This is a genomic window from Massilia sp. Bi118, assembly GCF_918697865.1.
Lineage (GTDB): Bacteria > Pseudomonadota > Gammaproteobacteria > Burkholderiales > Burkholderiaceae_D > Telluria.
On sequence record NZ_CAKKMV010000006.1, the window covers coordinates 24,397 to 46,144 of the forward strand.

20 protein-coding genes and 1 riboswitch are annotated in these 21,748 nt (G+C 65.2%); of the genes, 10 read left to right on the forward strand and 10 right to left on the reverse strand.

Annotated elements, in window-relative coordinates:
• Positions 1–62: 62 nt before the first annotated feature.
• A complete protein-coding gene (locus tag LQV39_RS10260; protein ID WP_230025014.1) occupies positions 63–563 on the forward strand; it encodes an Lrp/AsnC family transcriptional regulator in 501 nt (166 codons plus the stop codon).
• 107 nt (positions 564–670) lie between these two features.
• On the opposite strand, the gene LQV39_RS10265 is transcribed toward LQV39_RS10260, so the two are convergent.
• The 5 genes from LQV39_RS10265 to LQV39_RS10285 all read right to left on the reverse strand — a co-directional run bounded on the left by LQV39_RS10265 (position 671) and on the right by LQV39_RS10285 (position 6,383).
• On the reverse strand, positions 671–1,333 hold the full coding sequence (locus tag LQV39_RS10265; protein WP_230025016.1) for a GNAT family N-acetyltransferase: 663 nt from the start codon (positions 1,331–1,333) through the stop codon (positions 671–673).
• A 216-nt stretch (positions 1,334–1,549) separates the two neighbouring features.
• Positions 1,550–2,632 (reverse strand): multifunctional CCA tRNA nucleotidyl transferase/2'3'-cyclic phosphodiesterase/2'nucleotidase/phosphatase, encoded by a 1,083-nt coding sequence (locus tag LQV39_RS10270; RefSeq protein ID WP_230025017.1) that lies wholly within the window; start codon positions 2,630–2,632, stop codon positions 1,550–1,552.
• Positions 2,633–2,637: 5 nt separating this feature from the next.
• The gene (locus LQV39_RS10275) at positions 2,638–3,354 is read right to left on the reverse strand and encodes a glutathione S-transferase family protein (RefSeq protein ID WP_230025019.1); all 717 of its coding nucleotides are present in this window, start codon (positions 3,352–3,354) and stop codon (positions 2,638–2,640) included.
• A 9-nt stretch (positions 3,355–3,363) separates the two neighbouring features.
• Positions 3,364–4,350 carry a complex I NDUFA9 subunit family protein gene (locus LQV39_RS10280; protein ID WP_230025021.1) on the reverse strand — a complete coding sequence of 329 codons (987 nt, stop codon included), beginning with the start codon at positions 4,348–4,350 and terminating at the stop codon, positions 3,364–3,366.
• Between the two features lie 23 nt (positions 4,351–4,373).
• The gene (locus LQV39_RS10285) at positions 4,374–6,383 is read right to left on the reverse strand and encodes a lytic transglycosylase domain-containing protein (protein WP_230025023.1); all 2,010 of its coding nucleotides are present in this window, start codon (positions 6,381–6,383) and stop codon (positions 4,374–4,376) included.
• Positions 6,384–6,416: 33 nt separating this feature from the next.
• Here LQV39_RS10285 and LQV39_RS10290 point away from each other — a divergent pair, with 33 nt between their 5' ends.
• On the forward strand, positions 6,417–7,040 hold the full coding sequence (locus LQV39_RS10290) for a 5-formyltetrahydrofolate cyclo-ligase (protein WP_230025025.1): 624 nt from the start codon (positions 6,417–6,419) through the stop codon (positions 7,038–7,040).
• Between the two features lie 87 nt (positions 7,041–7,127).
• Here LQV39_RS10290 and metF read toward each other — a convergent pair whose 3' ends face one another.
• The 4 genes from metF to metK form a co-directional block, all read right to left on the reverse strand.
• Entirely contained in the window at positions 7,128–7,973 is an 846-nt protein-coding gene (gene metF, locus LQV39_RS10295; RefSeq protein WP_230025027.1) for a methylenetetrahydrofolate reductase [NAD(P)H], read from the reverse strand.
• On the reverse strand, positions 7,960–8,313 hold the full coding sequence (locus LQV39_RS10300; protein ID WP_230025029.1) for a phage holin family protein: 354 nt from the start codon (positions 8,311–8,313) through the stop codon (positions 7,960–7,962). Before LQV39_RS10300 ends, metF begins: the two co-directional genes overlap by 14 nt.
• A 184-nt stretch (positions 8,314–8,497) precedes the next feature.
• Complete coding sequence (gene ahcY, locus LQV39_RS10305) at positions 8,498–9,913, reverse strand: adenosylhomocysteinase (protein ID WP_230025031.1); 1,416 nt, start codon at positions 9,911–9,913, stop codon at positions 8,498–8,500.
• A 28-nt stretch (positions 9,914–9,941) separates the two neighbouring features.
• Positions 9,942–10,014, reverse strand: a riboswitch (S-adenosyl-L-homocysteine riboswitch).
• A gap of 140 nt (positions 10,015–10,154) precedes the next feature.
• Positions 10,155–11,324 carry a methionine adenosyltransferase gene (metK, locus tag LQV39_RS10310; protein WP_230025033.1) on the reverse strand — a complete coding sequence of 390 codons (1,170 nt, stop codon included), beginning with the start codon at positions 11,322–11,324 and terminating at the stop codon, positions 10,155–10,157.
• A gap of 182 nt (positions 11,325–11,506) precedes the next feature.
• Between metK and LQV39_RS10315 the strand changes: the two genes are divergently transcribed.
• Genes LQV39_RS10315 through dapF form a run of 3 tightly spaced genes read left to right on the forward strand, consistent with a single transcriptional unit; the run spans position 11,507 to position 14,092 of the window.
• Positions 11,507–12,358: a lysophospholipid acyltransferase family protein gene (locus LQV39_RS10315; protein ID WP_230025035.1), complete on the forward strand. Its 852-nt coding sequence runs from the start codon at positions 11,507–11,509 to the stop codon at positions 12,356–12,358.
• Positions 12,355–13,218: a lipid A biosynthesis acyltransferase gene (locus LQV39_RS10320; protein WP_230025037.1), complete on the forward strand. Its 864-nt coding sequence runs from the start codon at positions 12,355–12,357 to the stop codon at positions 13,216–13,218. Before LQV39_RS10315 ends, LQV39_RS10320 begins: the two co-directional genes overlap by 4 nt.
• A gap of 10 nt (positions 13,219–13,228) precedes the next feature.
• Positions 13,229–14,092 carry a diaminopimelate epimerase gene (gene dapF / locus LQV39_RS10325; RefSeq protein WP_230025039.1) on the forward strand — a complete coding sequence of 288 codons (864 nt, stop codon included), beginning with the start codon at positions 13,229–13,231 and terminating at the stop codon, positions 14,090–14,092.
• Here the strand turns inward: dapF and LQV39_RS10330 are convergent, their stop codons facing one another.
• Positions 14,093–15,742 carry an SEL1-like repeat protein gene (locus tag LQV39_RS10330; RefSeq protein ID WP_230025041.1) on the reverse strand — a complete coding sequence of 550 codons (1,650 nt, stop codon included), beginning with the start codon at positions 15,740–15,742 and terminating at the stop codon, positions 14,093–14,095. It lies immediately after the preceding gene.
• A gap of 455 nt (positions 15,743–16,197) precedes the next feature.
• Between LQV39_RS10330 and LQV39_RS10335 the strand changes: the two genes are divergently transcribed.
• The 5 genes from LQV39_RS10335 (at position 16,198) to LQV39_RS10355 (ending at position 21,624) form a co-directional block, all read left to right on the forward strand.
• Positions 16,198–17,262, forward strand: a complete 1,065-nt coding sequence (locus LQV39_RS10335) for a porin (protein ID WP_230025043.1) — start codon at positions 16,198–16,200, stop codon at positions 17,260–17,262.
• 180 nt (positions 17,263–17,442) lie between these two features.
• Positions 17,443–18,714, forward strand: a complete 1,272-nt coding sequence (locus tag LQV39_RS10340) for a porin (RefSeq protein WP_230025045.1) — start codon at positions 17,443–17,445, stop codon at positions 18,712–18,714.
• Positions 18,715–18,812: 98 nt separating this feature from the next.
• Positions 18,813–19,490, forward strand: a complete 678-nt coding sequence (locus LQV39_RS10345) for a DUF484 family protein (protein ID WP_230025047.1) — start codon at positions 18,813–18,815, stop codon at positions 19,488–19,490.
• A complete protein-coding gene (xerC, locus tag LQV39_RS10350) occupies positions 19,487–20,446 on the forward strand; it encodes a tyrosine recombinase XerC (RefSeq protein WP_374199423.1) in 960 nt (319 codons plus the stop codon). The genes LQV39_RS10345 and xerC overlap by 4 nt, the downstream gene beginning before the upstream one ends.
• Before the next feature lie 128 nt (positions 20,447–20,574).
• Positions 20,575–21,624, forward strand: coding sequence for a GTP-binding protein (locus LQV39_RS10355; RefSeq protein ID WP_230025051.1), 1,050 nt, complete (start codon positions 20,575–20,577; stop codon positions 21,622–21,624).
• The last annotated feature ends 124 nt before the right edge of the window (positions 21,625–21,748 follow it).

The window sequence follows — 21,748 nt, forward strand, 5'->3', positions numbered from 1 at the left end:
ATTCCCCCGCTCCAACGATTTGCGCAATAAAATTGCGGAACATCTGAAAGACAAGGGTAGTCATGTCAAAAATCGAGCTGGATAAAACCGACCGGAAGATCCTGGCCATCCTGCAGGCCGACGGACGCCTGTCCAACCAGGACGTGGCCGAGAAGGTCAACCTGTCGCCATCGCCCTGCCTGCGCCGCATCAAGCGGCTCGAGGAAGCTGGGGTGATTCGCCAATACGTGGCGCTGCTCGACGCCGACAAGCTGGGCCTGGGCCTGCTGGCCTATGTGAATGTACGTCTGGAAAAGCATGCGGAAGGCGCACCGAATGCGCGCGTGCCGGCCACCTCGCCGCGCTTCGAGTTCGCCCAGGCGGTCTCGGCCTGGCCGGAAGTCGTGGACTGCTATGCAATGACGGGGGAGATGGATTTCCTGTTGCGCGTCCATGTGGAAGACATGGACCACTTCTCGCGCTTCATGATGGGGACGCTGCTGCGGCATCCGGCGGTGCTGGACGTGAAGTCCAGTTTTGCCCTGCAAAAGATCAAGGAAACGACGGCGCTGCCGATCGTCTAGAACGACTAACAAATCCCTTATGGCGGCGTTGCATCGTCTCGCCGTACTAACGTACTGTCTTCGACGATGCGCCTTGCCCTAAGGGTTTGTTAGTCGTTCTAAAATGCTTATTTTTTAGGCGCCAGCCATTTTAACGCGGCACGCGTGTTTCTCTTGACCGCGTAGTCGATCTTGGCCACCTGCTCTTCCAGCGCCTCGGCCAGCACGCTCGAGGGGCTGGGCGGCGGCAGGTGCAGGTGGGCGTCGGCCTCGCCGTATTCGCGGTGGATCTCCATGCCCGCTTTTTTAGCGATGTGCATCATGGTGCGGTTCGAGGACAGGCACTGCATGTACAGGGTGTCGACGTCCACATTGCGGCAATGGATGGCCGCACGCTCGAACAGCCGCGTACCCACGCCCTGCCCGCGCGCCGACGAAGACACCGAGACGCCGAACTCCGCCACTTTTTCCTTGTCCGTGTAATGGATGCTGTCCGGGTGCGCTTCTTTCGAGGTGAAGGCCAGGTGGCCGACGCCGACCAGCTGGAACAGGCGGTTGTAGACCCCGAACACGATATCGTTCGCAAAATCGAGCTTGCCGACGTACTTGCTCACCTGCTCGTCGGGCAACTGAGTGCCGAAGCGCAGCAGGCGGTCGCTGCTGTCGAGCGCCATGAAGTGGCGCAAAACACGCCGGCGGTCGCGCTCGCTCAGGGCTTTGACGAGGACCGACCGGCGGCCGTGTTTGCCGATCAGGTTGTTCAGCCAGCGGCGTAGGGGCTTGTCCTGCATGGGGTCAATTGATTTTGTGCACTGCACCAATGCCGCCATTGTAGCGGATTCTCACCCGTAGTTCCCGCGCAAGTGCAATAGCGCTATCGGCGCTATTGCCCCATGCTGAATATTAGGATTCGTTCATTTGTAAGACCGCTGGGTCTTCCAAGGTAGCAGCTTCGGTTATTCAGTATGGATTCCCGCCAAGGCGGCCGGCCAGGTCGGGAATGACATTCAGCTGCTTGCCACCGCCGCCACCCTCGCCGCGTGCACCGCGCCCGGAATCCCCGCCTTGTTCTCCACAAACCGCCCCGCAATCTCCCCCGCATTCACCCCACGCGCCGCTTCGAGCGCCTTGAGCAGCCGTGGCGCATGCGTCTCGTGGCCAGGCGACGCGACTTCGGCAGCCTCCAGCATCTGCGCAAAACGCGCCGGCTTGCGGAAGGCATCGCTGCGTTCGAACAGGGTGACGATGGCTTCCGCATCGAGCGCCGGCGTGCAGCGGAGAGCGCCAAGCTCGCGCGCCGTCATGACGGCCAGGTCGCGGCAATCGACCGGTACGCGCAGGCGTTTGGCGAGTTCGGAAATTGCGCCCGGGGCCAGCGCATGCATCAGGACGGCAAAACGCACCGGCAGCTCGACGCCGCGCCCGGCGGCATCGTCGATCACCCGCATCAGATGCGCCTTGGCCTCGAGTTCCGGCAGGATGCGCGCCAATGCGCCGCAGTCCTGCAGCACGGCAAACATGCGCGAGGGCTGTTGCTCCATCAGCCCGCGCGACAGCTCCTGCCAGACCCGCTCGGCCACCAGGGCGTCCACTTCGCCCTCCTCGACCATCTTGCACATCAAGGCATTCGTGGACGCGGCCACGCGGAAGTCCGGGAAGCGCGCGGCAAAGCGGGCCAGGCGCAGGATGCGCACCGGATCCTCGGCGAAGGCCTCCGAAACGTGACGGAAAATGCGGTCATTTAAATCCTGCCGCCCGCCGTAGGGGTCGACGATGCTGCCGTCTTCGGCGCGCGCCATCGCGTTGATGGTGAGATCGCGACGGATCAGGTCGTCTTCCAGCTTCACGCCGGGGTCGGTGTGGAATACGAAGCCGTGGTAGCCCGGCGCCGTCTTGCGCTCGGTACGCGCCAGCGCGTATTCCTCGTGCGTGTCGGGGTGCAGGAAGACGGGGAAATCCTTGCCGACAGGACGGAAACCCTTGGCCAGCATCTGCTCGGGCGTGGCGCCGACCACGACCCAGTCGTGGTCCTGCACCGGCAGCCCCAGCAGTTCATCGCGCACGGCGCCACCGACGACATAAGCCTGCATCGTGCTTACTCCGGCAGCTCGTCTTCGTGGGCGCCGGCGATTTCCGTCTCGCGCATCGCTTCCTCGACCCAGCGCGCCACGGCCGGGTGGGCCAGCATGCGGTCGCAATAAGCCTGCAGGGCCGGCGCCAGCGCCACGCCATAGGTTTTGAAGCGCATGACGACCGGCGCGTAAAAGGCGTCGGCAATCGAAAAATCGCCGAACAGGAAGCGGTGGTGGCCGAAGCGCGACAGGCACTCCTCCCAGATCTCGCAGATGCGGCCGATGTCGGCCTGGCTGCCCGGCGTGCGGCCACGGCCCGGCAGGCGCGCCTTGATGTTCATCGTCATCGCGGTGCGCAGATCGACGAAGCCGGAATGCATCTCGGCGACCACCGAACGCGCCAGCGCGCGCGCCGCCACGTCCTGCGGCCACAGGTGTTTATCGGGAAATTGCTCGGCCAGGTATTCGCAGATGGCGAGGCTGTCCCAGATCGTCATTTCGCCGGCCAGCAGCACGGGCACGCGGCCGGCGTGCGAGAAGCGCGCGATGTTGGCGGCGGTATCGGGCTGGTCGAGCAGCACGCGGACTTCGGTGAACGGGATCCCCGACGCCACCGCCGCCACCCATGGGCGCATCGACCACGACGAATAATTCTTGTTGCCGATGACGAGGGTCAGGCCCGCCTGGCGCGCCTGGTCGAGGGTCTGCGAAAGCGTCGGGTCGAGTTCGATAGTCTGCATGGTCTCTTTCTATTTCGGATGGGGATGTTCCGCATGCGCATGGCGCGCCCGCGAGCGCAGCTCGTCGAGCTGCCCGGTCGGCGCCAGCCAAGCCGGCGCGACGGACTCGAGCGCCGTGAGCTTGATATCGAGCGCCTCCGCTGTCAAGACTTGTTTGGACGGCGTGACAACATTATCGACCTTCATGGAATCGAGATTGTCACGGGTGATCAGCGGCGTGCCGGGCAGGAGCTCGAAGAACATCGCCTGCAGCCGCGCCAGCGCATCGGGCAAGGCGATGATGGGGCGTGGATGGCCGGCATAGCGCCCGCTCAGGCGCACCAGCTCGGCCAGGGTGTAGATGCTCGGGCCGCCCAGCTCGTAGGTTCGATGCCGGCTTTCGGCGTCGAACAGGGCGTGCACGAAGGCATCGGCGACGTCGCCGACGTACACCGGCTGGAAGCGGGACCTGGCGCCGGCCAGCGGCACCACAGGCAGGTGGCGCTGCAGGCGCGCAAACATGTTCAGGAAATGATCTTCGGGACCGAACACCACCGAAGGCCGGAAGATGGTCGGCGCAACCGCCGCTTCGCTGGCGGCCGCCAGTTCGCCGTCGGCCTTCGAGCGCTGGTACATCGAAGGGCCGTCGCGGGCCGCGCCCAGCGCGCTCATGTGCAGGTAGCGCGGCACCCCGCCGGCGGCGCAGGCGGCAACGATGCGGCGCGGCAGTTCGACGTGGACATGGCGGAATTGCGGCCCGTAGGGCGTGCCGCGGCGCGAATGCAGGATGCCGACCAGGTTGATGACGGCATCCTTGCCCGCCACCAGGCGCCGCAGGGCGGCATCGTCATGGAGGTCGGCCTCGACGATGTCCACGCCCAGCGGCATCAGGTGCATGGCGTGGGCCTCGTGGCGCGTGACCGCGACGATGCCGACATTGCGCTCGCTGAGGCGCGCCGCGAGGTGGCTGCCGATAAATCCTGTTCCTCCGAACAACAGTACCGACAGCGGGCGCATGGAAGCCTCCTAGGGCAGGCCGGTCATGGCAGTCCAATCGTGCTGCCGCGCGGCGCGATCGTCCCCAGGCGGGCCTTGAGCGACTGCGGACGCTTTTCGAACAGTGCGGCGTAGTTCGTTGCGTTCGACATCACATTGCGCACGTAGTTGCGCGTTTCCTCGAAAGGAATGGTTTCGATAAAGACAGCGCCTTCCATCGGCGCGTTCAGCAGCCCGCGCCAGGTGCGGGTGCGGCCGGGGCCGGCGTTGTAGGAAGCGGTGGCCAGCACCTGCGAGCCCTCGGCATTGTTCAGCACCATGTTCAGGTAATTGGTGCCGAGCAGGATGTTGGTGCGGATATCGCTCAGCATGCCGTGGCCGTAATCGTCCATGCCGATCTTGCCTGCCACCCACTTGGCAGTCGAGGGCATCACCTGCATCAGGCCGGAGGCGCCGACGCCGGACTGGGCGTCGGAAATGAAGCGCGATTCCTGGCGGATCAGGCCGTACACCCAGGCCTGGTCCAGGCCCAGCCCCTGCGCGGTCGGGTGCAGGATGTCGTTGTGCGGCGCCGGGAAGCGCTGGGTGTAGTCAAATTCGGTGCGGGTGCGCTCCGAGGTGTTGACCATGCGGTCGAGGATCTCGTTCTGGCGCGCATACTCGGCCGCCACCAGCAACTGGCGATCCGTAAAGTCGCGCAGGGTCCAGTTCCACTCACGCGTGCCTTCGAAGCGCAGGCGCAGCGCAAAAAATTTCAGCGCGCGTTTGAAGCCGGGATTGGCGGCCATCTGCGCCAGCTCGGCCGCAGTGGGCGGCGATGCGCTGGGCGGGATCGTGATCTGCTGGCCGACTTCTTCCAGCGCCAGTTGGCCGTAGAAATTGTTCTGGTCGGCGATGCGGCGGAACAGGGCTTGCGCATCCTCTTTCTTGCCCTGCGCCGCATCGGCGCGGCCCAGCCAGTAGGTCCAGGCCGGCTGGGCGCGCAGGTCGGCCGGCATGGCTTCGATGGTGGCGCGCACCATCTTCCAGTCGCCTCGGCGCAGCGCGATCCGGGTCTTCCACTCGGCCTGGCTCTCGGAAAGCGGGGCGCCGGCGGCGCGCTGCCAGTAGTCGTACGCGTCCGGCGCCAGCACCAGCGAGGCGGCCAGGGCGATATTCGACCAGCCGATCGCCTTTTCCTCGGCGGACAATTTGGGCGCGTTCTTGTTCAGGGCGACGGTCGCCAGCTTCAGGCTGGTCCGCGCCATGCGGCCGACCGCGACCAGGTAGACCTCGTGCTCGGAGCGCGAGCTGCCGATGCCGCGCGCCATCGCCAGCGCCGGGAAGTCGACCGCCTGGGCGGCGCGGGTGTCCGAGGCGCCCAGCAGGATGGCGGTGCGGCGCGAGGGGCCGGTGGCGTGCATCTCGCCGGCCAGGCGCAGCTGGGCCAGCAGGTCTTCCTTCGTGAACTGGCCGGACTGGGCCAGCTGGGCGACCAGGGCGGCGCAGGCTTCGCCGTACATCGGCGGATTGTCGAGCAGGGCCCGGGCATCCGACGCGACGTTCTGCCCTTTGACGGCGCGCGACAACAGGGCGTAGCAGCGGACCTGGTAGTCGTCGTTCTTCACGAACAAGGGCAGCTCGCGGTCGAAGTTGGCCCAGTCGCGCTTGCGGCCGAGCTCGAGCAGCCAGTCGTTGCGCAGGCGGTCGGCGATCGCGCTGCCCTCGTAGCGCTTCAGGAAATCCAGCACTTCCTCGTTCGTCGCGTCCTTCAGACGCGGTTTGAGACGATAATAGTCGACATACGAAGGGATTGCGTAGCCGGGCAGACGCCCCGCCAGCTCGGCCGCCTTGGCGGCGTCGTTCTGGCGCGCGGCTTCGCGCAGCTGCAGGAAGAGCGCGTCTTGCTCGCGGGCAGCGTCGGTGAGGGCTTGCGGCACTGCCGCTGCGGGCGCCGTCGCAGCCGCGCTTGCAGGAGCGGCAGGCGGCGGGGCGGCCTGGGCCAGCGCAGACACCAAGGGCAACAGGGTAGAGGCAGCAATACTTGCGCCGGCTAACAATTTCAACGGAAACATCAAACCAACCTCAATGTACGTTTCATTTCATCCATGACCGGCGATCCAAGAATACCACGCCCCCTCTCGGGCCTGCCAGACAACACCTCAAGCGTGACGGGGGATGGCCACACGGCAAAGGCAGCGCTGCGCAAGGCGCTCAGGACTGCACGTGGGGCGCTCGATCCAGCAATCAAGGTCCAATGGGATGCCCATATCGGCGCCCAGGTCCTCACCTGGTGGCGCCTGCGCCAGATGGACACCGTCGGCGTCTACTGGCCGCTAGCCGGCGAACCCGACCTGCGCGCCGCCTATGCCGAGCTGGCCCTGGCCGGCGTGCGCCTGGCGCTGCCGGTGGTGATGGAGCGCGACGCCCCGCTCGCCTTCACGGAATGGCAGCTGGACGAGCCCATGCTGGCCGACGAGATGGGCGTGGCGGTGCCGGCCACCCTGCGCTTCATCGAGCGCCCCCCTGCCCTGCTGATTCCCTGCCTCGGGTTTAACTCGGAGAATTTCCGGCTGGGCTATGGCGGCGGCTACTACGACCGCACCCTGGAACTGGTGCCGCGCCCGCTCACCCTGGGCATCGCCTATAGCAACCAGGAAGCGCAGTTCGGGCATGGCCCTCACGATGTGGCGCTGGATGCGATCGTGACGGAGCGTAGCAACATTCGATGACGGATTTGTGACTGCGGATCACAAATCCCTTGGCCATGAAAAATGCCCGCAGGCTTTTGGCGTGCGGGCATTTTTGTTTGCACTGCTTCAGGCCGCTGCTTGCGTCCCGTGCAGGCGCTGCCAGATGGCGGTGGTGGCCGCCGCCTGGTTCATGCTGTAGAAATGCAGGCCCGGTGCACCGCCCGCGAGCAGCTTCTCGCACAGCTGGCTGACCACGTCCAGGCCGAAGGCCTTGATGGAAGCGCTGTCGTCGCCGAAGCTGGCCAGTTTCAGGCGGATCCAGCGCGGGATCTCGGCGCCGCACATCTCCGAGAAGCGCATCAGCTGCGTGTAGTTCGTGATCGGCATGATGCCGGCCACGACGGGCACGTCCACGCCCAGTTTGGCGACGTTGTCGACGAACTGGAAATAGGCATCCGGGTTATAGAAATACTGGGTGATCGCCGCGTTCGCGCCGGCCTGCACCTTGCGTACGAAGTTCTGCAGGTCGTCCTGCGGCGACTTCGCCTGCGGGTGCATTTCCGGGTACGCCGCGACCTCGATGTGGAACCAGTCGCCTGTTTCCTGGCGGATGAACTCGACCAGGTCGCTGGCATAGCGCAGCTCGCCAGCGCCGCCATAACCGCTCGGCAAGTCGCCGCGCAGGGCAACCAGGCGGCGGATATTGTGCGACTTGAACTCGCTCAGGATTGTGCGGATCGAGTCGCGGGTACCGCCGACGCAGGACAGGTGGGGCGCGCCCAGATGGCCTTCCGACTGGATCTCGAGCACGGTGTCGAGCGTGCCCTGCTGGGTGCTGCCACCGGCGCCGAAGGTCACCGAAAAATATTTCGGCTGCAGCTCCGCCAGCTTCTGGCGCGCCACGCGCAGCTTTTCCGCACCCTCGGGGGTCTTGGGCGGGAAAAACTCGATGCTGATATTAGGGGTTTCCATCTTTATTCAGGAGTAAGGTAGAAAGCGCCCACGAAATCACGCTGTACAGGATAGCCGCCAGGAAGGCCGACCAGAATCCGGCGACATGGAAGCCCTCGACCAGGTGCGCCACCAGCCAGAACAGCAGCGCGTTGATCACCAGGATGAACAGCCCGAGCGACACCAAGGTCACCGGCAGGGTCAAGACGACCAGCACGGGACGGATGATGGTGTTGACCAGGCCCAGCACCAGCGCGGCCACGAGGGCGGCGCCGATATTGGTGACGGTCACCGAGTGCATCAGGAAGGGCAGCGCCATCAAGGCGGCGGCGTTGATCAGCCAGGTCAGGAGCAAGCGCATGTTTTTGCTTTCGTGAGGGAGAGCCCACGAACCGGACTGGTCCGTGGTTCCAGTTAGCGCAACAGGGCCTCGAGAAACCGTAGCGAGCGGCCGCAGATTTGGCCGAGAAGCGCAGCCGTACTTACGGTACGGCGAGCATCGCAGGCCGAAGCTGCGGCCGCGCAGTAGGTTTATCGAGGTCCCATCAGTAGCGGTAGTGCGCTGGCTTGTAGGGGCCTTCCTGGCTCACCGAGATGTAGGCCGCCTGCTCTTCGGTCAGCGTGGTCAGCTGTGCATTCAGCTTCTTGAGCTGCAGGCGCGCGACTTTCTCGTCCAGGTGCTTCGGCAGCGTGTAGACGCCGACCGGGTACTTGTCTGTGTTGGCGAACAGCTCGATCTGGGCGATGGTCTGGTTCGCGAACGAGGAGCTCATCACATAGGACGGGTGACCGGTGCCGCAACCCAGGTTCACCAGGCGGCCTTCGGCCAGCAGGATGATACGCTTGCCGTCCGGGAAGATCACGTGGTCGACCTGCGGCTTGATGTTTTCCCACTGATACTTCTTGATCGCCGCGACTTCGATTTCGTTGTCGAAGTGGCCGATGTTGCAGACGATCGCCTGGTCCTTCATGCGCAGCATGTGCTCTTCGGTGATCACGTGGTAGTTGCCGGTGCAGGTGACGAAGATGTCGCCGTGTTCGGCAGCGTAATCCATGGTCACGACGCGATAACCTTCCATCGCGGCCTGCAGGGCGCAGATCGGATCGATCTCGGTGACCCATACCTGGGCCGACAGCGCGCGCATGGCTTGCGCCGAGCCTTTGCCCACGTCGCCATAGCCGGCGATCACGGCGATCTTACCGGCGATCATCACGTCGGTCGCGCGCTTGATGCCGTCGACCAGCGATTCGCGGCAGCCGTACAGGTTGTCGAACTTCGACTTGGTGACGGAGTCGTTGACGTTGATGGCCGGGAAGGCCAGCTTGCCTTCCTGGTGCATCTGGTACAGGCGGTGCACGCCGGTGGTGGTCTCTTCGGTGACGCCTTTGATTTCCGGCAGGCGCTTCGAGTACCACTGCGGATCGACGGCCAGGCGGCCCTTGATCGCGTTGAACAGGCAGATCTCTTCTTCCGAGCCCGGCTTGTCCAGCACCGAGATGTCCTTCTCTGCGCGCACACCCAGGTGCAGCAGCAGGGTGGCGTCGCCGCCGTCGTCCAGGATCATGTTGGCGTGGGTGTCACCCGGCCATTCGAAGATGCGGTGGGTGTATTCCCAGTACTCGTCCAGGGTTTCGCCCTTGATGGCGAACACCGGGGTGCCGACCGAAGCGATGGCGGCGGCGGCGTGGTCCTGGGTCGAGTAGATGTTGCACGATGCCCAGCGCACTTGCGCGCCGAGGGCTTCCAGCGTGCGGATCAGCACGGCGGTCTGGATGGTCATGTGCAGCGAACCGGCGATGCGTGCGCCCTTCAGCGGCTGGCTGGCGGCGTATTCCTCGCGGATGGCCATCAGGCCCGGCATTTCGGTTTCGGCGATGCGGATTTCCTTCTCGCCCCACGAGGCGAGGCCGATGTCGGCAACGAGGTAATCCTGGGAAGTGTCTTTGAGTACGGCGCTCATCACGCCCTCCTTTCAAGTTAAGAAAAAAGTAACGTGAGCGCGGTGTTGATGATCCGAGCCTGGCGAAAGTGAGAACTTTCGTCGCAACGCTCCTCGGAATTCATTAGTTTAACACGGGTAAAGATAGCGGTGTGCTGGCAAACTTGGGTTCCCGCCAAGGCGGCCGGCTAGGTCGGGAACGACGTGTTGCTGATTCGTCGCCCCCGCGGAGGCGGGGGCCCAAGTTGCTCTTAAGCCGCTATTACGCCAGGCCGGCTTCGGCGCGCAGCAGCGCCGCCTTGTCGGTGCGCTCCCAGCTGAACTCCGGCTCTTCGCGGCCGAAGTGGCCGTAGGCGGCGGACTTCTGGTAGATCGGGCGCAGCAGGTCCAGCATCTGCACGATGCCTTTCGGGCGCAGGTCGAAGTGTTCCATCACCAGCTGGGCGATCTTCTCGTCGGAGATCACGCCGGTGCCTTCGGTGTAGACGGTGATGTTGATCGGCTTGGCCACGCCGATCGCGTAGCTGACCTGCACCTGGCACTGGCGCGCCAGGCCGGCGGCGACCACGTTCTTCGCGACGTAGCGGGCGGCGTAGGCAGCCGAGCGGTCGACCTTGGAAGGATCCTTGCCCGAGAACGCGCCGCCGCCGTGCGGGGCTGCGCCGCCGTAGGTGTCGACGATGATCTTGCGGCCGGTCAGGCCGCAGTCGCCCTGCGGACCGCCGATGACGAAGCGGCCGGTCGGGTTGACCAGGTAGCGGGTGTCCTGCAGCCACTCTTTCGGCAGCACCGGCTTGATGATCTCTTCGATCACGGCTTCTTCGATCTGGCTGTGGCTGACTTCCGGCGCGTGCTGGGTCGACAGGACCACGGTGTCCACCGCGACCGGGCGGCCGTTGACGTAGCGCAGGGTGACCTGGGACTTGGCGTCCGGGCGCAGCCAGGCCAGGCGGCCGTCCTTGCGCAGCTGCGACTGGCGCTCGACCAGGCGGTGCGCGTAGTAGATCGCGGCCGGCATCAGTTCCGGGGTTTCGTCGCAGGCGTAGCCGAACATCAGGCCCTGGTCGCCGGCGCCCTGGTCGAGATCCAGGCCGGCGCCTTCGTCGACGCCCTGGGCGATGTCCGGCGACTGCTTGTCGTAGGCCACCAGCACGGCGCAGCCCTTGTAGTCGATACCGAAATCGGTGTTGTCGTAGCCGATGCGCTTGATGGTGTTGCGGGCAACTTGAATATAATCGACATTGGCGTGCGTCGTGATCTCACCCGCCAGCACCACCAGGCCCGTGTTGCAAAGGGTTTCGGCGGCCACGCGCGCGCGCGGATCCTGCTCGAGGATGGCGTCGAGAATGGCGTCGGAAATCTGGTCGGCGACTTTGTCCGGGTGGCCTTCCGAGACGGACTCGGAAGTGAAGAGGTAGTCATTGGAAGACATCTAGGCTCCTGATACTGTTGAGATAAATGCCGCAGTACCATTGCCTGCGACGCTTTAGCGATATTTATATTCCGCTTCGCAAGTTGTCATTAACTCCGCGGATCCTGCTTCAAAGTGGTATTTTACGCTCCTTAAAAAATTTTGGTGTAGCAACCCGCATCACCTCTACCCTGAATCAATAGATGCTTGTTCTTTTGTTCCGCCTCCTGTCGGTGTTTCCCCTTCCTGTGCTACACGCATTGGGATCGGCGCTCGGCTGGCTGGTCTATCTCATTTCCCCCTCTTATCGACGGCGCCTGCGCAGCAATCTCGAGCTGGCCGGCTATGGCGCCCTGCGGCGCGCCGCCATCGCCGAATCCGGCAAGGCCCTCGTCGAACTGCCCTTCGTGTGGTGCGCGCCGCAGGAACGCGTTACCAGACATGTCACGATGGAGAACTGGGAGCTGGTCCAGCGCCAGCTCGACAGCGGCCGCGGGATTGTGTTCCTGACGCCACACCTGGGCTGCTTCGAATTGACTGCTCAACAAGTCTCGCTGCGCCAGGAATTGACGGTCATGTATCGTCCGCCGCGCAAGAGCGCGCTGAAACCCCTGGTCGAAGGCGCCAGGGCCCGCCTCAAGATGCACCTGGCCCCGGCCAACCTGTCGGGCGTGCGCATGCTGGTCAAGGCGCTGAAAGGCGGCCAGCCGGTCGGCGTGCTGCCTGACCAGGTGCCGCAGGAAGGCGAAGGCCTGTGGGCGCCCTTTTTCGGCCGCCAGGCCTACACCATGACCTTGCCTGCCAAGCTGGCCCAGCTGGGCAAGGCCGACATCCTGCTGACCTATGCCGAACGCCTGCCGCACGGGCGCGGCTACGTGGTCCGCTTCGTCCCCTTCGACGGCGACCTGTCCGGCACCCCGGCCGAGCAGGCAGCCAGCATCAACCGCGCTATGGAACAATTGATCGCACGTTGCCCGTCCCAGTATTTCTGGAGTTACAACCGCTACAAGCGCCCGCAGGGCGTGGCCGCACCGGAAACCGAGGCAGTCGCATGAGAATCCTGATTGCCTTGCTGTGGCTGCTGCACTGGTTGCCACTGCCTGTCCTGGGCCGCATCGGCAATGCCGTCGGCAGCCTGATGTATGTCGCGATCCCGAAGCGCCGCAAGATCGCCCTGACCAACCTGCGCCTGTGCATGCCCGAACTGAGCGAAGCGGAGCGCGTCGCCATCGCCAAGCGCCACTTCCAGGGCTATTCGCGCAGCATCCTGGAGCGCTCGCTGCTGTGGTGGGCGCCGATCCCGCGCCTGCGCAAGCTGATCCACATCGAGCCCTCGGTGCCCCAGGCCGAGATGGAAAGCGGCCCGACCATCCTGCTGTGCCCGCACTTCGTGTGCCTCGACGTCGCGGGCGTCGGCGCGCGCGTGATTCCGGTGTCATCGATCTATTCGCCGCAGAAGAACAAGGCTTTCGACCGCCTGCTGCGCTACGGCCGCGAACGCTTCGGCCCGGTGCGCCTGTTTACCCGCGACGAAGGCGTCAAGCCGATCCTGCGCGCGCTGCGCGACGGCCTGCCCTACTTCATGCTGCCGGACATGGACTTCGGCGAGAAAGATTCGGCCTTCGTGCCCTTCTTCGGCATCCCGGCCGCGACCCTCACCGCCCTGCCGCGCCTGTCGGCAGCCGCCAAAGCCAAGGTGATCCCGGTGATCGCGACCTTCCTGCCCAACTACCAGGGTTATCGCGTGGTGTTCTATCCTGCATGGGAAAACTACCCCGGCGACGACATGATCGCCGCCACGCGCCGCATGAACGAATTCATCGAGGAACGGGTGCGCGAAAACCCGGCCGAGTATTTCTGGACGCACAAGCGTTTTAAAACCCGGCCGAACGGCGAGCCCTCGTTCTACGAGTAAGGAACAGAACATGAAACTGAAATTCACCAAGATGCACGGCGCCGGCAACGATTTCATCGTCATCGATGCCGTCAACCAGCAGGTCGACCTCAGCCCCGAACAGTGGGGCCGCCTTGCCGACCGCCGCTTCGGCATCGGCGCCGACCAGATCCTGGTCGTCGAGCGCCCCACCGAAGAAGGCTGCGATTTCCGCTACCGCATCTTCAACAACGACGGCGGCGAGGTCGAACAGTGCGGCAACGGCTCGCGCGCCTTCGTGCGCTTCGTCAGCGACAAGGGCCTGACCGATAAACGCAGCATCCGCGTGCAGACCATGGCCGGCATCATCGCGCCGCGCCTCGAAGACGACGGCAGCGTGACGGTCGACATGGGCGCCCCGGTGCTGGAACCAGGCCGTGTGCCCTTCGACAGCCAGGGCCTCGACGGCGTTGCCCAGAGCCGCGACACCCTGTGGCCGCTGACGGTGCGCGCGCGCGGCGCCGAGCAGACCGTGCTGGTGTCGGTCGTCTCGATGGGCAATCCGCATGCCGTGCAGGTGGTCGACGACGTCGACACCGCCCCGGTGGCGGAGACCGGCCCGCAGATCGAACACCACCCACGCTTCCCGAAGCGCGTCAACGCCGGCTACCTGCAGGTGCTGGACCGCCGCCACGTCAAACTGCGCGTGTTCGAGCGCGGCGCCGGCGAAACCCTGGCCTGCGGCACCGGCGCCTGCGCGGCCGTCGTGGCCGGCATCCGGCGCGGCCTGCTCGACTCGCCTGTGCAGGTCGAAGCGCGCGGCGGCCGCCTGAGCATCGCCTGGGCGGGAGAAGGCCAGCCGGTCTACCTGAGCGGGCCGGCTGAAACGGTGTTCGAAGGCGAGATCAAGCTCTAATCAAGCCGCCAGATCCAGGTCGAGCGGCGCATCCGGTCCGCCCGACTCCGGCAGCAAGGTCCGCAGCCGGTACAGGCGCTGCCGGTAATTCCCTTCCGGTCCGCCAGGGCCGCAATCGACGTTCTCGAACAGGCGCACCACGCGGTCGAGCAATTGGCGCTCCTGCGCCGTTTCGACCGGCACCAGGCGGCGCCGGCTGCGGCCATAGCTGGCGCGGATATCGACCACCAGGCAGTGCCCGCGGTCCGCATGCCTGACGTCCAGCAGCAGCGCCTCCGCGCGGCTCAGGCCGAACGCCAGCGCCAGCTCGAGCCGCGCCGCCAGCAAGGGGTACTCCGACATATCGCGCCTGGGCAGCGCACCCAGCTCGCGCCAGGCGCCGGCCTCGCGCGGCGCGATCTTGCGCAGCATCGCCGCCGCCTTGGCGCAGCCCTGGGCCGCCGCCTTCTGCAGCCAGAACACGGCGCGCACATCATTGCCCTCGTTCTCGCGGCGCGCCCGCCAGGCGGCGTTGCCGCATTCCAGCTGGGCGTCCCGGTAACCCATTTCGGCGGCGCGCTCGAGGTATTTCTGGGCCTCGACGACATTCCGTTGGGAAAACTCCGGCTTCACGTAGATACGCGACAGCGCGTACCAGGCTTCGGCCAGGCCCTGCTCGCCGGCCTGCTGCAGCCAGCGCACTGCCTTCTTGAAGTTGGCGGCGGCGCCACTGCCGGCGTTGTCGCCGGAAATGCGCCTGCCGTCGATGCGCATGCGGGCGCACCACAGGCCGAGGGCGAACTGGGCGTGCCGGTCCTGCTCGGCGGCGGCCAGTTCCCAGAACGCGTGCAGTTCGTCGGGCTCGACGTCGTGGGCGGCCATCCCCTCATCCACCAGCCGGGCACAGCGCGACAGCAGGGTGACCTCGTCCGGCGCCAGGCGCGCGCAGGCCCTGCCCTGCGCCACCTCGGACCGGGCCAGGGCCCGCGCCAGCGGAAGCGCCCGCTCGAGGTAGGCCTGGTGCTGGCCGGCGTCCCACTCCTGCTCCAGCAAGGCGAACTGGGCCGGCGTAACGCCGCTGTCCGCGGCGCTGCGCAGCCAACGCTGGCCGGCGCGGCCGGGCGCGCCGCTGCGCGACGCTCCAGTCTCATCCTGGCGCCGGGGTTCGGGGCGTGGAATACGGGCATCCGGCGTACGGCCATCCCCTTGCCCGGCCGCCGCTTCGCCTGCCGGTCCGCCGAAACGCGGCGGCGTCACGCCATGTTCGCGCGCCAGCAGCCACTGCGCTTCGGGAAAGCCGCCACACCCAGCGTCTTCCAGTGCGCGCAAGGCCTTGGCGCGCTGCCCCGGCGGCACGCGCTCGCCGCCCAGCACCAGTTGCGCATACACGAGGCCGGCCCGCGCCAGCCCGCCGTCGTAGGCGCGCTCGTACCAGCAGGTGACGGGCTGCGGGCTCTGGCGGGCCAGGTCGAGGGGTATATGGTTGCCGATCAACTGCCAGGCCTCGGCGCAGCCCTGGCGCGCGGCGCGGTCCAGCCAGTGCAAGGCGGTGGGCAGGCTCTTGGGCAGGCCGGCGCTGCCGAACAGGTAGAGCCGGCCCAGCGCCAGCTGGGACTCGGTCCGCCCGGCGCGCGCGCCACGGATAATTGCTAACTCTTCACGGTTTGCCATCGTTCTTTTCGGTAGTGAAACGCCGTCGCAGATACGTGTAGAAGCATGCACATCACGTTAAGTACGTGACGGATGAGGTCGCCAGACCGTCGGCTTCGGTATATGCGCTTGTTGGATGGGCCAGAGTCTATAGCCGGCTCAGGGGCGATTCGTTTGCGATTCCATGTGCATTTGAGGCTGCACAAATGTTATCGGTCGGGCAGGACTGGTATGATGACGCAGGGAAACTTAATCAATGCTTAAGGTTTCCGTGCTGAACGGCCTCAGCCGTTTCGAAAATACAACAGCACGATTGGATTTATTGGCTTTCCACCAATTGAAGCCGTCATAATTGACTAATCCGACAACCTTGACGCATTGAGCAATTAAGGTTCACACATCCGAGTGTTCAGCAACAAGAAAAAGTCTCAATGCTCTCTGGATTCCTGCGTTTCACTTTATAAGGATACAAATAGATGAAAAAATCACTCTTGGCAGTCGCTCTGCTGGGCGCATTCGCCGGTGTGGCGCAAGCGCAAACCGCCGTGCAAATCTACGGTAACATCGACGCCGGCCTGGTCAAGCGTACCGACCAGACCCTGGCCATCGGCAAGCGCGCCTCGAACACCCTGGGCTTCAAGGGTACCGAAGACCTGGGCAACGGTCTGAAAGCACTGTTCCAGATCGAAATGCGTTACGAGCCGGACACCGGCACCACCGAGAACAACGGCCGTCCGCTGTTCCAGGGCCAGAGCCGCGTCGGCCTGCAGGGTGATTTCGGTATGATCCGCCTGGGCCGTGGCCTGACCCCGTTCCAGGAAGTCGTCGGTTCGTTCGAACCGTGGCACGGCCTGCCGACCCCGGCCGGCTTCTACACCGACATCTCGATCGCCGGCTACAACTCGACCCCGCTGGACACCAACACCAGCGGCGGCTCGGCAAGCAACAACCGTTTCTCGAACGCGATCTTCTACAACTCGCCGGTCGCCAGCGGCTTCCAGGTGAACGCTGCCTGGGCAAGCAAGGAATCGACCGGCGGCGCGCTGGCCGGTATCGGCCCGGGTGCAGCTTCGTACGCTGCCAACTCGGAAGCCACCGTGAACCCGTTCTCGGTCGCCGGCACCTACAACAACGGCCCGGCCGCTGCGATGGTTGCCTACGAGCGTAACGCCGTCGAAAGCAAAATCTGGTCGATCGCCGGTTCGCTGGCTGCCACCCCGGAACTGAAACTGATGGGCACCTACAGCCGTCAAGATCAGGGCCACACCAACACCCTGCGTCCGAAGACCAAGGGCTGGGTGCTGGGCGCAACCTACGCTGTCGGCCCGGGCAAGGTCCTGGCTGGCTATGGCCGCAAGCACATCGACAACGCTCCTTCGACCAAGCAGTTCTCGCTGGGCTACGAATACAACCTGTCGAAGCGTACCTACCTGTACGTGGACGCATCGCGCAAGAAGGACATCGTCAACGCCACCACCGGCAACCTGGCTGGCGTCCCGACTGTCAACCACTACGACGTGGGCGTGAACCACTCGTTCTAAGCTGCCAGGGGGTTCGCCCCCTTCAGCTGGAAGTCCGCAAGGGCGGGCCTGGGCAACCAGGTCCGCCCTTGTTGCATCCAGGCCTTGTGCGATTCGCGCAACGCTTACGCGGCTGAGCAATACCAACCCGCGCGAATTGATGGGCATCCGAATGTCATCGATGTGGATGGGAGAGGTGCAATGAAGAAGATTTTGCTGGGCGCGCTCGCCGGCGCCTGTTTTCCGACTTTCGTGCTGGCCCAGTCCAGCGTTCAGCTCTACGGTATCGCCGACGCCGGCCTGATGTGGCAGCGCGGTTCCTCGCCCAAGCTCATCAGCGGCGGCGAAGACGGTTCGCGCCTCGGCTTCAAGGGCAGCGAAGACCTCGGCCGGGGCATGAAGGCCATCTTCAACCTGGAAGCGCGCATCGAACTCGACACGGGCAGGCAACAGCCCATCCTGCTCAACGAGAACCAGGGCTTCTACCTGACGCGCGGCATGGAGGCCCTGCCGCCCAACCTGCTGGCGGCCGTGCGCGGCGCGCTGCAGCCGCGCGGGGGGCCGGCCGTCAATCCGGAGAACGCCCTGTTCGACCGCACCGCCATGGTCGGCCTGGTCACCCCGGTGGGCGCGGTCCTGCTGGGGCGCATGTACACCCCGGGCTATGAAGTGTTCGCGGCGGCCGACACCTTCGAGGTCGGCACCGGCGGCACCTGGGGCAGTGTGACCGGCGGCACCGCCGGCTTCCAGGCGCTGGGCGCCGACATCCGCTCCCAGCGCGCGCTGCAGTACCGGATCGCCCTGCCCTCCGGGCTCGGCGGCTCGCTGATGATCGCCGGCCACGGCTCGGGCTACTATGGCCTGTACAACAAATTCTGGGGCGCGGCCATCACCTATAAAGCGCGCGGCTGGGACGTCGGCATCGGCCACAACCATGGCTACGATCCGTCCGGCGCGCCAAGCTTGCGCACGACCACGGCCGGCGGTTCCTATACCTGGAACGACTGGAAGTTCTTCGCCGGCTGGCACGACCAGCGCAACCAGCATTCGACCTTGCTGCCCACCTATGTCGCCGGCTGGGACGCCCTGATCGCACCCCAACTGGCGCCTTTGGGGCCGGCCACTGCCGCCGCCCTGCGCGCGGTGTTCGTCAACAACATCACCGCGAATACCCGGCAGGACGCGGTCAGCGTCCAGGCCGGCGTGCAGTACCGTGTCGGTCCCAACCGCTTCCTGGCCTCGGTCGCACGCCAGAACGACCGTACGCCGTCCGACAGCGACGCCACCCTGTTTGCGCTCGGCTACAACTACTTCCTGTCGAAGCGCACCGACATCTATGCCGTCGCCGCCTTCATCAAGAACGACAATGAGGCTCAGTACAGCCCGGCGGCGGCGGGCGTCCCCGGCGGTTTCACCAAGACGCCGGGCGAGGATGGGCGCGCCTTTCAGCTGGGCGTAAGGCACCGCTTCTGACCCTGGCGCCACGGTGGCGGTGGAATCGCATGATTATCTGCTGATGGCGGTTGCAGTCAGGTAAAATTAGCGGTCTACCTATTTTGCAAGACCATGCAATGACCGCAACACTGAATTCCGCTGCCATCGCCCAATACCTGGTCGATCATCCGCAGTTTTTTGAAGAATATGCCGGCCTGCTGGGCGAAGTAAAACTGTCGAGCCCGCTGACCGGCCGTGCCGTCTCGCTGCAGGAACGGCAGATGGAAGTGATGCGCGACAAGTACAAGGCACTCGAGCTGCGCATGGCCGAGCTGATGCGCCACGCCGAGGAAAACGCGGCGATCGCCAACCGCTTTCACGGCTGGACCCGCCAATTGCTGGAAGCCGGCGCGCCCGACGAAGCGCCGGCCGCGATGCCGCGCGCCGTGGTCGATGGCCTGATCCAGCACTTCATGGTGCCGCAAGCCACGCTGCGCCTGTGGAGCCTGGCGCCGGAGCACGCGTCCGAGTGGTATGCGAGCGACGTTTCCGACGACGTGCGCCTGTTCGCCAACAGCCTGCGCGCGCCCTACTGCGGCCCGAACCGCGATTTCGAGGCCGTGCGCTGGCTCGAGGATGCCGCCGGGGTGCGCTCGACCGTGCTGGTGCCGCTGCGTGCGGCCGGCGCGGCCTTCGGCCTGCTGGTGCTCGGCTCGCCGGATCCGGAACGCTTCAGCGCCAGCATGGGGACCGACTTCCTGGTCCACATCGGCGAAACCGCCAGCGCCGCGCTGCTCCCCCTGCGCGCCGCCTGAGGCCGAGCGAACCCGCCGTGGACACCCCGGCCGCCGACGACTGGACCGGCCGCTACCTGGAAGAGCTGCGCACCCAGCGCAAGCTCTCCAGCCACACCATCGCCGCCTACGCGCGCGACCTGGGCGAATTAGCCCACCTGGCCGGCCACAGCGACTGGACCCGGCTGACCCACTTCGATATCCGCCGCTTCACCGCCAGGCTGCATGCCGGTGGCCAGAGCCCGACCTCGATCGCGCGCAAGCTGTCCGGCTGGCGCGGCTTCTTCAACTGGCTGGCGCGCCACACTCTGCTTCCGGCCAATCCGGTCGACGGCGTGCGTGCGCCGCGCCGCGCCAAGCGCCTGCCGAAAGCCTTGCCCGTCGACGAGGCCGTGCGCCTGCTGGACGCCAACCGCCACGGCCATCCCGAGCCGGCCGAACTGTGCGACCGCGCGATGTTCGAGCTCCTGTATTCCAGCGGCCTGCGGGTGTCGGAACTGGCCGGCCTGGACGTCACCTTCACGCCCGCCCGGGATGGCGCGCCCGCCTCGCTGGGCTGGCTGGAACTGGAAGCCCAGGAAGTCGTGGTCACCGGCAAGGGAAACAAGATGCGGCGGGTGCCGGTCGGCGGCCCGGCACGCGAGGCGATCGCGGCCTGGCTGGCGGTGCGTCCGCCCGCGGCCGACGGCAGCAATGCCCTGTTCCTGTCCGCGCGCGGCGCCCGCGTCAGCCCGCGCGTGGTCCAGCACCGCCTGAAGAACCATGCCATCAAGGCCGGCCTGCCGGTCCACGTCCACCCGCACGTGCTGCGCCACTCCTTCGCCTCGCATCTGCTGCAATCCTCGGGCGACCTGCGCGCGGTGCAGGAACTGCTGGGCCATGCCAGCATCACCTCGACGCAGATTTATACCTCGCTCGACTTCCAGCACCTGGCGGCGGTCTACGACAAGGCCCATCCGCGGGCCAAGCTTAAATAAGGGATCCAGGACTGGATCAAACGAACGCCACCGCACAAGACCGTGGTCGGTGGTGACATTCCGCAAATTCCGGCATAATCCCCCGATTCTCGGCCCCCGGACGGCCTCTTTAGATCGGATAGCGAAATATGGAATTGATCCCCAGCACCATCCTGACCGGCTTCCTCGGCGCCGGTAAAACCACGCTGCTCAACCGCATTCTGCAGGAAAACCACGGCCTGCGCATCGCCGTCATCGAGAACGAGTTCGGCCAGGAAAACATCGACAACGAGATCCTGGTGCAGGACTCGGGCGAGCAGATCGTCGAGATGAACAATGGCTGCATCTGTTGCACCGTGCGCGGGGACCTGATCGTGGCGCTGGGCAAGCTGGCTGCCAGGCGCGACGCCGGCGAGTTGCACTTCGACCGCGTCGTCATCGAAACCACCGGCCTGGCGAATCCGGGCCCGGTGGCGCAAACCTTCTTCGTCGATGAGGAAGTAGGCGCTCACTACCTGCTCGACGCGGTGGTGACCGTGGTCGACGCCCGCCACGGCATGGACCAGCTGGACCGCCACGAGGAAGCCCAGCGCCAGGTCGGCTTTGCGGACAAGATCCTGCTGTCGAAAACCGACCTGGTCGATGCCGCCGCGCTCGAGGAACTGAAGGCGCGCATCCGCCGCATCAACCCGCGTGCGCCGATCAGCACCTCGGACTTCGGGCGCGCGCCGATCCAGGAGGTGCTCGACCTGCGCGGTTTCAACCTGAACGACAAGCTGGAACTCGACCCGGCCTTCCTCACTGCCGACGAAGCCCACGAGCATGGCCACGATCACGACCATGATCACGTGCACACCGAAGCGTGCGATCACAGCCATGACCACCATCACGGCCATCACAGCGACGACATCGCCGCCTTCGTCTTCAAGAGCGAGCGCGCTTTCGATCCGGAACGCCTCGACCAGTTCCTCGGCAGCATGGTGCAAGTATTCGGTCCCAACATGCTGCGCTACAAAGGCGTACTCTTGATGGCGGGCGCAGACCGCAAGGTGGTATTCCAAGGCGTGCATCAAATCATGGGCAGCGACCTGGGTGCAAAGTGGGGCGATCAGGAAGCCCGTGGCAGCAAAATGGTGTTTATTGGTAAAAATTTACCGAAAGATGTCTTTATCCGAGGATTGGAACAATGTTTGGTATAAACTACTCCGGTTCTGCGAACCGATAGTTGAACGACTGAACACGGCGGGGTGTCCAAACCCGCCATTACGGCAGCGAACCAGCGCGCACGAAGCAACAGAAGTAACCGCTGAGTAAGCTGATAAA